This window comes from Frondihabitans sp. 4ASC-45 (genome assembly GCF_049472575.1).
Taxonomy (GTDB): Bacteria; Actinomycetota; Actinomycetes; order Actinomycetales; family Microbacteriaceae; genus Frondihabitans.
The window spans coordinates 88,310-101,316 of sequence record NZ_JBCEBN010000003.1; the positions used below are offsets into that span (position 1 = coordinate 88,310).

A 13,007-nucleotide genomic window follows, 5' to 3' on the forward strand; every position below is an offset into this window, starting at 1 on the left:
TGTAGACGGCGGGCGGCCGCTGAAGGTCACGGCACGAGGGGTGGCTGTTCGCCGAAGCGCTACGCCGCCTTCCGAGTCGACGTCAGGTCGGCGAAGACGATCGTGTTCTGGTCGTAGTGGCCGATCGAGGCGTCGAACGTGCCACCGCAAGTGATGAGGCGCAGCTGGGGCGTCGGCGACGTGCCGTAGACGTCGCTGGTCGGGAACTCGGTTTTGAGCGCCGCACGGCTGCCCGTGACGGTCCGAGTCTGGACGTCGCCGTTCGAGAGCACGACCTCGACGGTGTCACCCTCCTTCAGCCGGGCGAGGTGCAGAAACACCCCGGGGCCCGTCGTCGAGTCGATGTGGCCGGCAATGATCGCCGGGCCGACCGCACCCGGCACGACGCCCTTCGCGTACCAGCCGGCGTCGGTCGCGTTCGTCGGCGGATCGAGCTCGCCCGCGGCCCCGATGGCGAGGTCTTGCATGCCGGCCGAGACATCCAGCGACGGGATGACGATCTTCGACGGGACCACCCCGGCAGCCGGGGCGTCCGAGAGCGACTCGGTGTCGGGATCCTGAATCCGTCCGGCCGCGCCTGCACCCGGCGTCGCGGAGGCGGTCGGCGACGCGGTCGTCTTCGGGGCGGAGCCATCGGCCTCGCCGGAGCCCGCCGAGCATCCGGCGACACCGAGCGCGACGATGGCGGCGAGCGCCGCAGCACCCAGGGCCGTCTTCATTCGGGAGAGCATCTACTGTCCTTTCAGGGGAGCGCACGCTCCGAGCGAGTCGGTCTGCAGCTGGAGCGCGCCGAGCGCATCCCATGCCGCTCCGTAGTACGTCGGCGTCGACTGCGCGAGTTCGTCGGCCCGCTGGAGGTCGCGCTGGGCTGCGCCGTCCTGCCCGTCGGCGGCCAGGGCGCCGGCCCGAGCGACGTAGCCGAGCGGACTCTGGTCCTGGCTGAGGGGCGTGCCCCCGAGATCGAGTTGCATCGGCAGCGGATCCTTGCCCGAGAGTGGTGCGGCGAGCTTCGCCGCGATCTTCTGGTCGACGGGTGTGCACGACTCGGCGAAGCGGATCGCGACTCGGCCGGCGTCGTAGCCGTACTCGACGGTGCCCGAGTCGCCGGTGGGGCCGGGCAGGGGCACGACGGTGCCGTCGGTCTTGACCTGGGCCCAGTCGCTGGGAAGGGCGGCGGACTCCAGGATCCTTGTGGTCACCTTCCGAGACCCGCTCGCCAGCTCGCTCCACCGCGCGTCTCCGGTCGACTTCGCGAGCTCGTCGAAGGCCGCCGGGGCCGCGTACGACGGGTTGTACGACCACGGGCCGGACCCCTGGGCCCAGACCCCGGGCAGCAGGATCCGACCGAGCGGTGTGACGGACGTCATGTCGTCGAGCACGTGCGCGCCCAATGTTTTCCCCTCGCGGGTGTAGGTGGCTGAGTCGAAGGTCTTCCCGGCCAGCAGGAGCGCGCGGGTCATGTCCATGTCGGCGTCGGAGGCGGGCTCGTCGTCGACGATTTTCCCGTCATCCCAGCGCCAGGCCATGAGCCCGTCTTTCTGCTGCAGGTGGGTCGTGGTCCACGACCAGATGGAGTCGAACGTCTTCTCGTCGCCCAGGGCGACCGCGACGAGCATGCCGTAGGCCTGCCCCTCGCTGACCGTGTCGCCACCCTGGTCACGGCGGACCACGCGGCCCGCCGCCGCCCCGGAGTCGACGACGTAGTCGTCGAGGAACGCCCGTCCGATTTCGGTGGCCGACCGGGTGGGGTCGGCCGACTCGGACGGCTGCGGGGTGCTGGAGGCGGACGGATCGGCGGTCGACGAGCCGGGGAGCCCGCCGATCGCCGCCGTGGCGATGCCACCCGTGACCAGGACGGCGAGAGCGATTCCTCCGGCGATGAGTGCTTTCGTCTTCGCGGTCATACAGCCCCTAGCGGGTTGCCTCGCTCAAATCGGCGAAGCGGTCAAAGCTCTGGAAGCCGCCGAAAAACTCGACGTGAGTGGCCTCGTAGCCGCCGCCCGTCTGCACTCCGCCCTTCGGCGTGGTCGTCGTCGCCGCGCTGTCGACCACGGGAACGACCGTGATGCCGTTCTGGGAGTTGTCGAGCACGAAGAGAGTGGTGATGCTGCCCGAGGCGAGGTTGACCGTCTTCGTCGCGTCAACGGCCTTGTCGCGCCCCTGGATGTCGAGGGTCCACTTGCCCGCTCCGACCGAGGCGTAGCCGGACGCGCTGCCGAACGCCGCGTCTTTCGCGATCGCGACGCCGGTCGACGTCTCGATGCTGACGGTCTTCGACACGTTGGCCGCCTGGACGAGGCGGATCCGCGACTTGTCGGTGGCGGGCTTCGTGAGGTCGTCCTCGAAGACGGTGGTCTTCAGGTTGGCGTTGGTGCCGTAGGCCACGACGGTGATCGGCTTGCCGGTCGCCACGGTGATCGATGCGCTGATGACCGGCTTAGCGGTGCTGGAGGCACCCGCCGTCGTCATCGCGACCGTGTATTTTCCGCTCGGGAGCTGCTTGTACGGGCTGATCTGGCCGTACTTCACGTTGTCGAGCTCGTACACCGTCTGACCGCCCGAGAAGGAGGTGAGGCGGACGTCGACCGACTTGGTGTCGGGCGAGAGATGGCCGACCCGCACCCAGCCTTTGCCCGCGGTGGTTGCGTTGGCATTGGTGGCGGCGTTGGCAGCGGGCGCGGAGCCGAGGAGGGCGGTGCCGACCGCGATTGCGACGGCTACGACGAGAGCCAGCACGAGGGCGAGTCGGCGGTAGTGGAGGAGACGCGATTCGGTGTTCTCGGGGAGTTCGGACGTTCCCAGGGCGGAGGCCATGGTGGTTCCTTTCTTCGGGTGGGTGCTGCTGCGGGTGGTGCGACGGGTTCTTCGGGTGGAGCGTGCGTGGGTGCCCATCAGCCGAGGAGGCCGGTCGGCTCGATCGCCGGGAAGACGACCTCGGTGCCCGCGCCCGTGGTGCGGATGGTCGAGGGGGCGTAGGTCGATCCCACGTTCTTCAGCCAGTCGGTGAGCTGCGAGCCGGGTTCGCCGGCTGCCGACTCGATGACGAGGCGGCGGAACGACGACCCCTCCTCGCCCGGGAGCGGCTCCAGGTCGGCGACAGTGACCTTGCCCGTGCCCAGCAGCTGTCCGAGCACGACGAGTGCCCGAGAGTTAAGCTGCCCGGCGGCGAGCTGCTTCTTCAGAGCGTCGGAGGCGACGAGGTTCGGGTTCTCCGAGATCTCGGTGCCGGCGGCCGTCTGCGCCGCTTTCTCGGAGTCGGCCGTCTGCTTCGCGGTCGCGGCACCCTCGGGGTTGATGCGACGGACGTCGACCAGCTGGTTGCCGGTGCCGAACGAGGCGACGATGGTCGAGTTCTTCAGCGCGTTCTGCACATCCGGGCTGCCCGCCGCTGAGGTCCGGATGGAGTCGGTCGTGACGATGTAGTCGCTGTCCTTCCAGCCGTTCGGCGACTGCGCCTCGACGGCCCCGTCGGTGTCGATCTTGTAGAACCAGATGACGTTGTCCTGATCGAAGCCATCGTTCACGAGGTCGACCCACATGGAATCGTCGACGAGCAGCCGGGAGTCGTGCGGCACGTTGTCGTCGACCCACTGCTCGGCACTCACCATGGGCTGGTCGAGGTCGGTCTGCAGGAACCCGCGGAGCTGGACGGTCCACAACGGCACGAGTGCCGCGATCGCGACCGCGCAGGCCACGAGCCACGCGGTACCGCCGACGCGGCTGAGGGTCGTGGTGACCTTCCCCGCCCGGCGAGCGCGGTACGTCTTCACGGCCGCGTCGGCGACACCGGCGAGTAGGAGCGCGGCGAACGGGATCAGCATGATGACGTACGGCACCGGCACGTAGCTGTTCGGGCGGAACATGACGGCGACCGCGAAGAGCACGAGCACGGCCAGGGGGCGGAAGCGCTTGAGGAACAGCGCGACGACGGCCGAGAGGACACCCATCACGATGAACACCTGGTCGAGGACCCACCACTGGTCGACGACCTTGAAGAACAGGCTTCCGGTATCGAAGATCGATCCGCTGTCGGCGCGGGTGCCGAGCTGGAAAGTGAGCCCGGAGATCAGGCTCGTGTGGCCCGGGCCGGGGATCAGCTCGCCGCGCACGGCCGCCAGCACGACGTAGCTGAGCCCGACGAGGGCCAGGACGGCCCCCGAGGTCGCGAGGGTGTAGCGGCGGGTGCTCTTGTCGGAGTTCCGGATCATGACCCACGCGAGGAACGGCAGGGCAAGGAGGAACGTCTCTTTCGAGAGCACGGCGATCCCGAAGGCGAACGCCGCGCCGATGAACCCGGCCAGCTGGTTCTTCCGGCTCAGAGCCAGGAGGAAGGCCAGCAGCAGCCAGGGCACGGCCACGTTGTCGAGGTACACGGTGCGGTGGAACTGCACGGCCAGCGGCGAGACACCGAACACGAGCGCGGCGACGGCTGAGGCCGGACGGCTGAGGCCGAGACGACGACCGAGCAGCCACACCAGGAGCACGGAGACGAGGGCGAAGAAGAGCATCGCCTCGCGGCCGGCCATGACGGCCTGGTCGTAGCGCCCGAAGGCACCGGTGAGGCCGGTGTAGCCCGCGATCTGAATCCAGCCGAGCGGCGGGTGGTCGTACCAGTAGGTGTAATGCGTCAACTCACCCAGGTGGCCGATGGCCCAGGCTTGCGCCGTGTAAGTGCCCTCGTCGTCGATGCGCTGGGGCGACCCGGCCATGTTGATGCGCTGGACGATGCCCGCGAGGGCGAGGACGGGCAGGATCCAGACGAGGGAGGCTCCGTGACGAGCCAGCCAGCCTCGGATCCTTCGGTTCTTCGGCGCAGCCGCGGGCGGGCCCGCGAGGTCGCGGCTCGCCTGGCGCGGCGGGGCCTGGACGGTGGGACGTTCCTGCGTGGCGGTCATCGCTCGTCTCCCGACACCATCGCGAGCGCGGACTCGGGCTGCTTACGGCCCTCGCCGATCGGCACGACGTTCGATTCGGAGGTGGGCAATTCAGCGTCGCGGTGCAGGCCGCTGTGCTCCGTCTTCTCCCAGCCGTTCTGGCCGCGGAGCTGACGGTAGACCGCCCGCACGGCGCCGAGCGCGAGGAAGATCTGGTACGGAATCAGGCCCCAGACGAGACGGAAGTAGTCGAGGGCGCGGACCTTGATGTCGTAGGTCCGGCCGAACTCGGCGAGTCCGGTGATCTCGACCGCGAGCAGCACGAGGGTCGGTGCCACCGGGATGAAGGTGATCAGGGCGATGCCGGTCGGAACCTTGATCGTGAAGATCAGCACGACCGAGATGGGGATCAGAAGACCCGTGACGGCCTGGATGAACGGCATCGTCAGGAGGTAGCGGGCGTAGAAGCGCTGACGGAAGGTGGGCAGCTTGCGCCACTCCCCCTTGCCGAGCACCTGCATGAAGCCCTGGTTCCAGCGCGTCCGCTGCTTGAGCAGGGAGGTGAAGGTTCCCGGCGTCTCCTCGCGGGTGACGACCTCGGGCGTGTAGGCGACGACGACGTTGGCACCGGCGCTCGAGAGCCGCACGCCGAGCTCGCAGTCTTCGGCGAGACATCCGGCGTCCCAGCCCTCCGACCAGTCGAGCCACTTCTTCGTGACGAAGACCGTGTTCCCGCCCAGCGGGATGAACTTCGACTTGGCGTGGAAGTGCAGACGCGACCGGAACCAGAAGTAGTACTCGAGCACGTTGCGGAGGCTCCACCACGACGACTGGAAGTTCATCAGCTGAACACCGCCCTGGACGACGTCGGCATCGGTCTCGGTGAACTTCGAGTCGACCAGTGTCAGCAGGCGCGGGTGCACCTCGTCCTCGGCGTCGAACACGCCGACGATCTCGCCGTGGGCCGTCTGCAGCGCCAGGTTCAGGGCCTTCGGCTTGTTCTTCGGCTCGGAGTCGTCGACGATAACCCGGATCAGCTCGGGGTGTCGGGCCGCCGCCTCGCGAGCGACCCGCTCGGTGCCCGGGTCGTCGTGGCCGACGATCGCGATGATCTCGAAGTCGGGGTGGTCTTGCAGGGCCAGACGGTCGAGCGTCTGCCCCATGACCTCCTCTTCGTGGCGGCCCGGTACGAGCAGCGTGAACGAGTGGCGCGCGTCCAGCGGGTCATCGCTGAACGACGTCCCCTTGAGGTTGTCCTTCGAGCGCCAGGCGTGGAGCATCCACCAGAGGGTCGACACGGCGACAGCCGTCAGAAGCAGCGACACGACGACGAGCGCCGAGTAGCCGATCCATTCCGCCGGCGTCCAGGCGGGGAACTGGAATCCGAAAACGGAGCCGTCGGCACCCGTCGAGACCCCGCGGTTGGGAACGAAGGATCCGTCGGACGGCGCCTGGGGAGTGAGCAGCGGCGCGGGTTCGCTGGCTGCGGGCAGGCTGAGGTAACGCGTCGGGTCAGTCGACACGGAGGTCTCCTTTTCGGGGGGAGATCGGGAATGATGCTCGGGTGGGTGAGATCGTCAGCGATCAGAAGGAACGTCCGACCCCCGAGAAGGGGGCAAGGAGTCCGGCCATGCCCCTCGTTCGGGTGCCCCCAGGGGAACGGTTTGGTCGGGGTACAGCAATTGGACGGGATTGCCAGACAAAGGTCACAAGTTGTTCATATGCGGGCCTTGGCCCGTGGCGCGTAAGTTGGGGGCCATGGAATTCAGATACCTCGGCAACTCCGGCCTCAAGATCTCCGAGATCACCTACGGCAACTGGCTGACGCACGCGTCGCAGGTCGAGAACGACCAGGCGACCGCCTGCGTGCGTGCCGCTCTCGACTCCGGCATCTCGACCTTCGACACAGCCGACGCGTACGCCAACACCGCCGCCGAGCAAGTGCTCGGCGACGCCCTCAAGGGCGAGCGACGCGAATCGCTCGAGATCTTCACAAAGGTGTACTGGCCCACCGGGCCGCGCGGCCACAACGATGTGGGTCTCAGCCGCAAGCACATCCTCGAGTCGATCGACGGATCGCTGAAGCGCCTCGGCACCGACTACGTCGACCTCTACCAGGCACACCGCTTCGACAACGAGACCCCCCTCGAAGAGACGATGCAGGCGTTCGCCGACGTCGTCCGCCAGGGCAAGGCCCTCTACATCGGCGTCTCCGAGTGGAGCGCCTCCGAGATCCAGCGGGGCCACGAGCTCGCGCAGAAGCTCGGCGTCCAGCTCATCTCGAACCAGCCGCAGTACTCCCTCCTCTGGCGCGTCATCGAAGAGGAGGTCGTGCCCGCCTCGAAGCAGTACGGCCTCTCGCAGATAGTCTGGTCGCCGATCGCCCAGGGTGTGCTCACCGGCAAGTACAAGGCCGGCCAGCCGCTCCCTGCGGGCTCGCGGGCCACCGACGAGAAGGGCGGCGCCAACACCATCAAGCGCTTCCTCACCGACGAGGTCTTGACGGCCGTCGCCGATCTCGAGCCGATCGCCGCCGATCTCGGCATGTCGATGGCGCAGCTCGCCGTCGCCTGGGTGCTGCAGAACGACAACGTCGCGTCCGCGATCATCGGCGCCTCGCGCCCCGAGCAGGTCGTCGACAACGTCAAGGCGGCCGGCGTGAAACTGCCCGCCGAGGTGCTCTCGAAGATCGATGCAGCCGTGGGGCACCTGGCCGAGCGCGACCCCGCGAAGACGGTCTCGCCCGACTCGCGCCCGGCCTGAGCCCCGGGCCGAAACTTCTTTTCTCGGATCCTTGGGAATTTCTCCCGAATCGATACACTTGCATCTATTCGTCCGGTCGGTGACACGTCACCGATCTCTCGGATCCCCTTACCGCTTCTCACTTACGGAGACACCACATGGCTATCACCACCGAAACCATCCCCGGCTACGTCGCAGGCACCTGGAACATCGACCCGATGCACTCCGAGCTCACCTTCTCGGTGCGCCACCTCGCGATCTCGAAGGTCAAGGGCAACTTCTCGAAGTTCGACGTGACCCTGACCACCGGTGAGTCGATCGTCGACTCCACCGTCGAGGCCGTCATCGACATCTCGTCCATCTCGACCGGCAACGCCGACCGCGATGGCCACCTGCACTCCGACGACTTCTTCTCGACCGAGACGCACCCCACCGCGACCTTCAAGTCGACCAAGGTCACCGAAGACGGCGACGACCTGCTCATCGACGGCGAGTTCACGATGAAGGGCGTCACCAAGCCCACCACGCTGAAGGCCGAGTTCGGTGGCATCGTCACCGACGGCTACGGCCAGACCAAGGCCGGTTTCTCGGCCAAGGGCAAGATCGACCGCACCGAGTTCGGTGTCTCGTTCAACCAGAACCTCGAGAAGGGCGGCGTGCTGCTCGGAAACGACATCTCGTTCGACCTCGAAATCCAGGTCGTTCTCGCCTCCTAGCAGTCACTCGCCACGAGGCTGAGACCTCGAAAACGACCGGATCCCTGAGATCCCGCTGGTCGTTTTCGAGGTCTCGCTCCGTTAACGGGCACGCGATTCTCCCATCAGCGAACGAGGCCCGGGAACACCTCGACAAGGGTCAGAGTTGCACCAAGCCCCGGGGCCGTGTGCCACTGCCCAGGGCCCGACACGAGAGGATCACACCGTGACCACCGACTGGATCGCCCTCCTTCGCCTCGCCCACGCCGAGTTCGCCGACCGCATCGCCGCTGTCACCGACTGGGATGCCCCGACACCCGACACCGACTGGACCACCCGCGACCTCGTCGCCCACGTGATCGACGACCAGCAGTGGGTGCCGCTCTTGCTTGCCGGCAAGACCACCTCTGAGGCAAAGCTCGCCGTCGCCCCGCTCGGCGACGACCTGGCTCTCGAGTGGCATCGCCACGCCGCTTCCGCTCTGGACGCGTGGCAACAGGCCGACCTCGACCGCGAAGTGCATCTCTCGTACGACACCGTGACCGCGTCCGACTACCTCGCCGAGCAGGTCGGTGACGTGACGATCCACTCCTGGGATCTTGCCCGCGCCACCGGCACCAGCGAAGAGCTCGACGACGCGCTCGTCGACGCCGTGTGGGGAGTGTTCGAGCCGCAGGCCGAGGGGCTCGCCGCGAGCGGCCTCTTCGCGCCGATCGTGCCGGTGCCCGATAACGCGCCGCTGCGGGTGCGCCTGCTCGCGCTGACGGGTCGCGACGCGAGCTGACCCGCGTCGCTCTGGCGAGCCAGGGCTTTCTGACGCGGATCGGCCAATCCGACGTGGCGCGCCGCGTTGCTTTGGCCGATTCGCGTCGCTCAGCAGCTCAGCGCCCTTGCCCGGGCTGCCACTCCACCACCGCACCCCCACAGCCGCCCATGGTTGGCTTGGCCCATGTCAGCCTCACAGCTCCCGGTCGACGTCGACCGCCCCTGGCTCGCTCACTACGCCCTAGGTGTCCCGCACGACATCGAGCCCTCCGATGCAACGCTGGTCGACCTCATCGACGAGGCGGCGAGCACGTACCGCAGCCGGACGGCGCTGGAGTTCTTCGGGCGCGAGACCACCTACCGAGACCTGCACGATCGGATCCTGCGCGCCGCGGAGGGCCTCCGACGCCTCGGTGTCGAGCCTGGCGATCGGGTCGCTCTGCTGCTGCCGAACTGCCCGCAGCACGTCGTCGCCTTCTACGCGATCCTTCGACTCGGCGCCGTCGTCGTCGAGCACAATCCGCTGTACACCGACCGCGAGCTTCGCCACCTCTTCGAAGACCACGAGGCGAAGGTCGCGATCGCGTGGGACACCCTCGTCGACTGCCTCGCGTCCATGCCGAGCGACATCCGCTTCGACCGGATCGTCGCCGTCGACATCACCCGTGAACTACCTCTGGGCAAGCGCCTGGCCCTTCGGCTGCCCATCAAGAAGGCGCGCGACTCGAAGGCGGCGCTGACGACAGCCAAGCCCGTCACGAGCGGCAAGACGGTCACCACCTGGGCCGACCTCGTCGACCACCGTCCGCTGCGACGAAAGCACGATCGGCCCGCAGCCGACGACATCGCGCTGCTCCAGTACACGAGCGGCACGACGGGAACGCCGAAGGGTGCGATCCTCAGCCACCGCAACCTGCGCAGCAATGTCGAGCAGGGCCGGGCCTGGGTGCCGGGTCTCGACGACGGGGCCGAGACCGTCTATGGGGTCCTGCCGTTCTTCCACGCATACGGCCTCACGCTGTGCCTCACGTTCGCGATGCGCATCGGTGCCCGACTCGTGCTGTTCCCGAAGTTCGACGTCGACCTCGTGCTCGCCGCGGCGAAGAAGCACCCGCCGACGTTCCTCCCGGCCGTGCCGCCGATCTACCAGCGTCTGGCCGACGCCGCCCGCGAGCGGAAGGTCGACCTGACAGCCTGCCGAGCTGCGATCTCGGGTGCGATGAACCTGCCGGCCTCGACCGTGACCGCGTGGGAGGAAGTGAGCCGCGGGATCCTCGTCGAGGGATTCGGCCTGACCGAGACTTCTCCCGTCGCGCTCGGCAACCCGGTCGGGCCGTCGCGGCGCTCGGGCACGGTCGGCGTGCCATTCCCATCGACCTTCGCGAAGGTCGTGAAACGCGAGGATCCCACGGTGCCGGTCGAACCCGGAGAGCCCGGTGAGCTGCTCCTCAAGGGTCCGCAGGTGTTCCAGGGGTATTGGCGCAGGCCCGACGAGACGGCCGCCGTGCTGCTCGAGGGCGCATGGTTCCGCACCGGAGACATCGTCACCATGAGCGACGACGGCTTCATCACGATCGTCGATCGCATCAAGGAGCTGATCGTGACCGGCGGCTTCAATGTCGCACCCTCCGAGGTGGAAGACGCCGTGCGCGGCATCGACGGCGTGGCCGACGCGGCCGTCGTAGGCCTGCCGCGCGAGGCCGGCGGCGAGGATGTCACCGCCGTGGTCGTGCTCGAACCGGGCGTGTCATTCGACGAGGAGGCCGCTCGGGCGCAGTTGCGCGACAACCTCGCCGCCTACAAGGTGCCGAAACACCTGTTCGTGGTCGACGAGTTGCCGCGCAACCTGATCGGCAAGGTGCTGCGGCGGAAGGTGCGCGACGAGCTCATCGCCCGCCCGTGATCGCCGTGCGACCTCGCGTGGATCGGCCAAGGTAGCGGCGCCGCGGCGCGCGATGTCGGCCGATTCGCGCGACCTCGCCCTCGAACGCTACGCAGGATCCGCGATACCGAGCCGTGCCCTCCGCAATCGCGCGTGTTTGGCGGCGACCGGCTCCGGCCCCAGTAGCGCGCCGATCCCGGCGAGCATGGCGCCCGCGGGGGCCCGCGTCGGTAGGTCGAGCGGGCCGAGGTGGGGCGCGCGAAGCCCGAGCAGATCACGATGGCGCGACGACAGGGTGCGCACGGCGCCGTTGAACAGCACGGGGTAGCCGGCGCGCAGCACCGGAAAGAGCGGTGGTCGGCGCAGGAACTTCACGACGTCATCGGTGCGGGCCGAGCGCTCGAGGATGCCGGCATCGTCGAAGGCCGCCAGTTGCGCCTGCATCTGAGCGACGGAACGCGGCGGATCCTGGACTCCCATGAGCTCGCCAGCTTTGGCCCACTCGCGCACGTACGCGTCGGGGCCGCCCGGGATGGGGTCGCCCCATGCCATGGCCGCCGCCAGAAACGAGTCGGCGAACGCCATATGCACCCAGGCGAGCAGGTCGGGGTCGTTGGCCTTGTAGTCGTGCGAGACGCCGTGGCGGTCGTCGTAGCTGCCACTCACCTTCTCGTGCAGCCGGAGCACCCAGTTCGACGCGTGGGTTGCGGCCTCCTGCGAACCGTACGAGACGGTGAAGATCCAGCGGATCGTGCCGGCGAGACGGCCCAGAGGATCCTCCCGATACCGAGAGTGGTCGTGCACCCCGGCGAGCGCTCCCGGGTGAAGCGCCTGCACGAGCAGCGCGCGAACTCCCGCGGGGATCGTCGACATGCCGCCGTGCACGGCCCACACGGCCGATCCCGGCCCGAAGAAGCCGGGGTCGTCGCCCTTCTCGAGGTCGCTGACCCACTCGGGTGTGCCCGTGCGCTGGCCGTTGAAGGTGTACTGAAGGCGCGAGCGGATCGGTTCGGTGACGCGGGCGAGGCCCGAGGGGGCATCAGTCGAAGGGGCCCCGGACGAAGCAGTGGCTGGCATCCGTCCAGTGAATGCCAGCCACCTGACAGCGGGCCCCCTGATCGCTCGGGTCCGAGCGATCAGCGGGAACGGCTGCCTGTGTTCAGTCGCTTTCGATCAGTTGCCGTGCGCCTCGACGGAGACGGGCTGCCATTCGTTCCAGGTCGCCAGACGGGACTCGTAGTCCTTCGTCGCGATCTCGATGGGCGCCTTGCCGAAGAAGATGCGCAGCGGCGGCTTCTCGGCGTCGACGACCTTGAGGATCGCCGTGCGGGTCGCCTTCGGGTCGCCGGGGTTGTTCGCCGACGGACGGCTGGCGGCGGCCTCACGGACGTCCTTGTACTCGGGCAGCTCGTCGCTGCGCGAGGCCGAGGGCCCCGACCAGTCGGTCGAGAATCCGCCGGGCTCGATCAGGGTGACGTCGATTCCGAAGCCGGCGACCTCCTGCGAGAGGGACTGCGAGAAGCCTTCGAGCGCCCACTTCGACGCGTGGTACGCGCCGACCGTCGGGAAGGCGCTGATGCCGCCGATGCTCGACACCTGGATGATGTGGCCCGAACCCTGCTTGCGCATGATCGGCAGCGCCGCCTGGGTGACCCAGAAGGCGCCGAACAGGTTCGTCTCGAGTTGGGCGCGGAGCTCGTCTTCGGTGATCTCCTCGATCATGCCGAAGTGACCGTATCCGGCGTTGTTGACGACGACGTCGAGGGCGCCGAAGTGCTCGGCCGCCTGCTGGACGGCGGCGAAATCGGCCGAGCGGTCGGTGACGTCGAGCGTCAGCGGCAGTACGCTGTCGCCGTACTGCTCGACGAGGGAGTCGAGCGTCTCGATCTTGCGGGCGGTGGCCGCGACCTTGTCGCCGCGCTCGAGGGCCGCCTCGGCCCACTCGCGGCCGAAGCCCTTGGATGCGCCGGTGATGAACCAAACCTTGCTCACTGTCGTGTTCCTTTCGATGAGTGATTCCTGGGTCAGGCAACTCCCTCGGATCCTCGG

The 13,007-nt window shown here is 68.2% G+C and carries 11 protein-coding genes; 4 read left to right on the forward strand and 7 right to left on the reverse strand.

Annotated elements, in window-relative coordinates; genetic code table 11:
• Positions 1-59: 59 nt before the first annotated feature.
• The 5 genes from VH571_RS06595 to VH571_RS06615 all read right to left on the reverse strand — a co-directional run bounded on the left by VH571_RS06595 (position 60) and on the right by VH571_RS06615 (position 6,397).
• Complete coding sequence (locus VH571_RS06595) at positions 60-731, reverse strand: sortase domain-bontaining protein (RefSeq protein WP_423263834.1); 672 nt, start codon at positions 729-731, stop codon at positions 60-62.
• Positions 732-1,904: a glycosyl hydrolase family 8 gene (locus VH571_RS06600; RefSeq protein WP_423263835.1), complete on the reverse strand. Its 1,173-nt coding sequence runs from the start codon at positions 1,902-1,904 to the stop codon at positions 732-734.
• A gap of 7 nt (positions 1,905-1,911) precedes the next feature.
• Positions 1,912-2,814 (reverse strand): DUF4397 domain-containing protein, encoded by a 903-nt coding sequence (locus tag VH571_RS06605; protein WP_423263836.1) that lies wholly within the window; start codon positions 2,812-2,814, stop codon positions 1,912-1,914.
• Positions 2,815-2,891: 77 nt separating this feature from the next.
• Positions 2,892-4,895 carry an ArnT family glycosyltransferase gene (locus VH571_RS06610; RefSeq protein WP_423263837.1) on the reverse strand — a complete coding sequence of 668 codons (2,004 nt, stop codon included), beginning with the start codon at positions 4,893-4,895 and terminating at the stop codon, positions 2,892-2,894.
• The gene (locus VH571_RS06615; RefSeq protein WP_423263838.1) at positions 4,892-6,397 is read right to left on the reverse strand and encodes a glycosyltransferase; all 1,506 of its coding nucleotides are present in this window, start codon (positions 6,395-6,397) and stop codon (positions 4,892-4,894) included. Before VH571_RS06615 ends, VH571_RS06610 begins: the two co-directional genes overlap by 4 nt.
• A 235-nt stretch (positions 6,398-6,632) precedes the next feature.
• Here VH571_RS06615 and VH571_RS06620 point away from each other — a divergent pair, with 235 nt between their 5' ends.
• The 4 genes from VH571_RS06620 to VH571_RS06635 all read left to right on the forward strand — a co-directional run bounded on the left by VH571_RS06620 (position 6,633) and on the right by VH571_RS06635 (position 10,979).
• The gene (locus VH571_RS06620) at positions 6,633-7,637 is read left to right on the forward strand and encodes an aldo/keto reductase family protein (protein ID WP_055962877.1); all 1,005 of its coding nucleotides are present in this window, start codon (positions 6,633-6,635) and stop codon (positions 7,635-7,637) included.
• A 137-nt stretch (positions 7,638-7,774) separates the two neighbouring features.
• Positions 7,775-8,332, forward strand: coding sequence for a YceI family protein (locus VH571_RS06625; protein ID WP_055962878.1), 558 nt, complete (start codon positions 7,775-7,777; stop codon positions 8,330-8,332).
• Positions 8,333-8,537: 205 nt separating this feature from the next.
• Entirely contained in the window at positions 8,538-9,095 is a 558-nt protein-coding gene (locus VH571_RS06630; protein WP_423263839.1) for a TIGR03086 family metal-binding protein, read from the forward strand.
• A 165-nt stretch (positions 9,096-9,260) separates the two neighbouring features.
• A complete protein-coding gene (locus VH571_RS06635; protein WP_423263840.1) occupies positions 9,261-10,979 on the forward strand; it encodes a long-chain-fatty-acid--CoA ligase in 1,719 nt (572 codons plus the stop codon).
• Positions 10,980-11,066: 87 nt separating this feature from the next.
• On the opposite strand, the gene VH571_RS06640 is transcribed toward VH571_RS06635, so the two are convergent.
• Positions 11,067-12,035: an oxygenase MpaB family protein gene (locus tag VH571_RS06640; protein WP_423263841.1), complete on the reverse strand. Its 969-nt coding sequence runs from the start codon at positions 12,033-12,035 to the stop codon at positions 11,067-11,069.
• 96 nt (positions 12,036-12,131) lie between these two features.
• The gene (locus tag VH571_RS06645; RefSeq protein ID WP_423263842.1) at positions 12,132-12,950 is read right to left on the reverse strand and encodes an SDR family oxidoreductase; all 819 of its coding nucleotides are present in this window, start codon (positions 12,948-12,950) and stop codon (positions 12,132-12,134) included.
• Positions 12,951-13,007 lie beyond the last annotated feature (57 nt).

Coding starts and splice junctions, on each gene's coding strand:
- VH571_RS06595 (WP_423263834.1), bottom strand. CDS start 731: ATGCTCTCCCGAATGAAGACGGCCCTGGGTGCTGCGGCGCTCGCCGCC.
- VH571_RS06600 (WP_423263835.1), bottom strand. CDS start 1,904: ATGACCGCGAAGACGAAAGCACTCATCGCCGGAGGAATCGCTCTCGCC.
- VH571_RS06605 (WP_423263836.1), bottom strand. CDS start 2,814: ATGGCCTCCGCCCTGGGAACGTCCGAACTCCCCGAGAACACCGAATCG.
- VH571_RS06610 (WP_423263837.1), bottom strand. CDS start 4,895: ATGACCGCCACGCAGGAACGTCCCACCGTCCAGGCCCCGCCGCGCCAG.
- VH571_RS06620 (WP_055962877.1), top strand. CDS start 6,633: ATGGAATTCAGATACCTCGGCAACTCCGGCCTCAAGATCTCCGAGATC.
- VH571_RS06625 (WP_055962878.1), top strand. CDS start 7,775: ATGGCTATCACCACCGAAACCATCCCCGGCTACGTCGCAGGCACCTGG.
- VH571_RS06635 (WP_423263840.1), top strand. CDS start 9,261: ATGTCAGCCTCACAGCTCCCGGTCGACGTCGACCGCCCCTGGCTCGCT.
- VH571_RS06640 (WP_423263841.1), bottom strand. CDS start 12,035: ATGCCAGCCACTGCTTCGTCCGGGGCCCCTTCGACTGATGCCCCCTCG.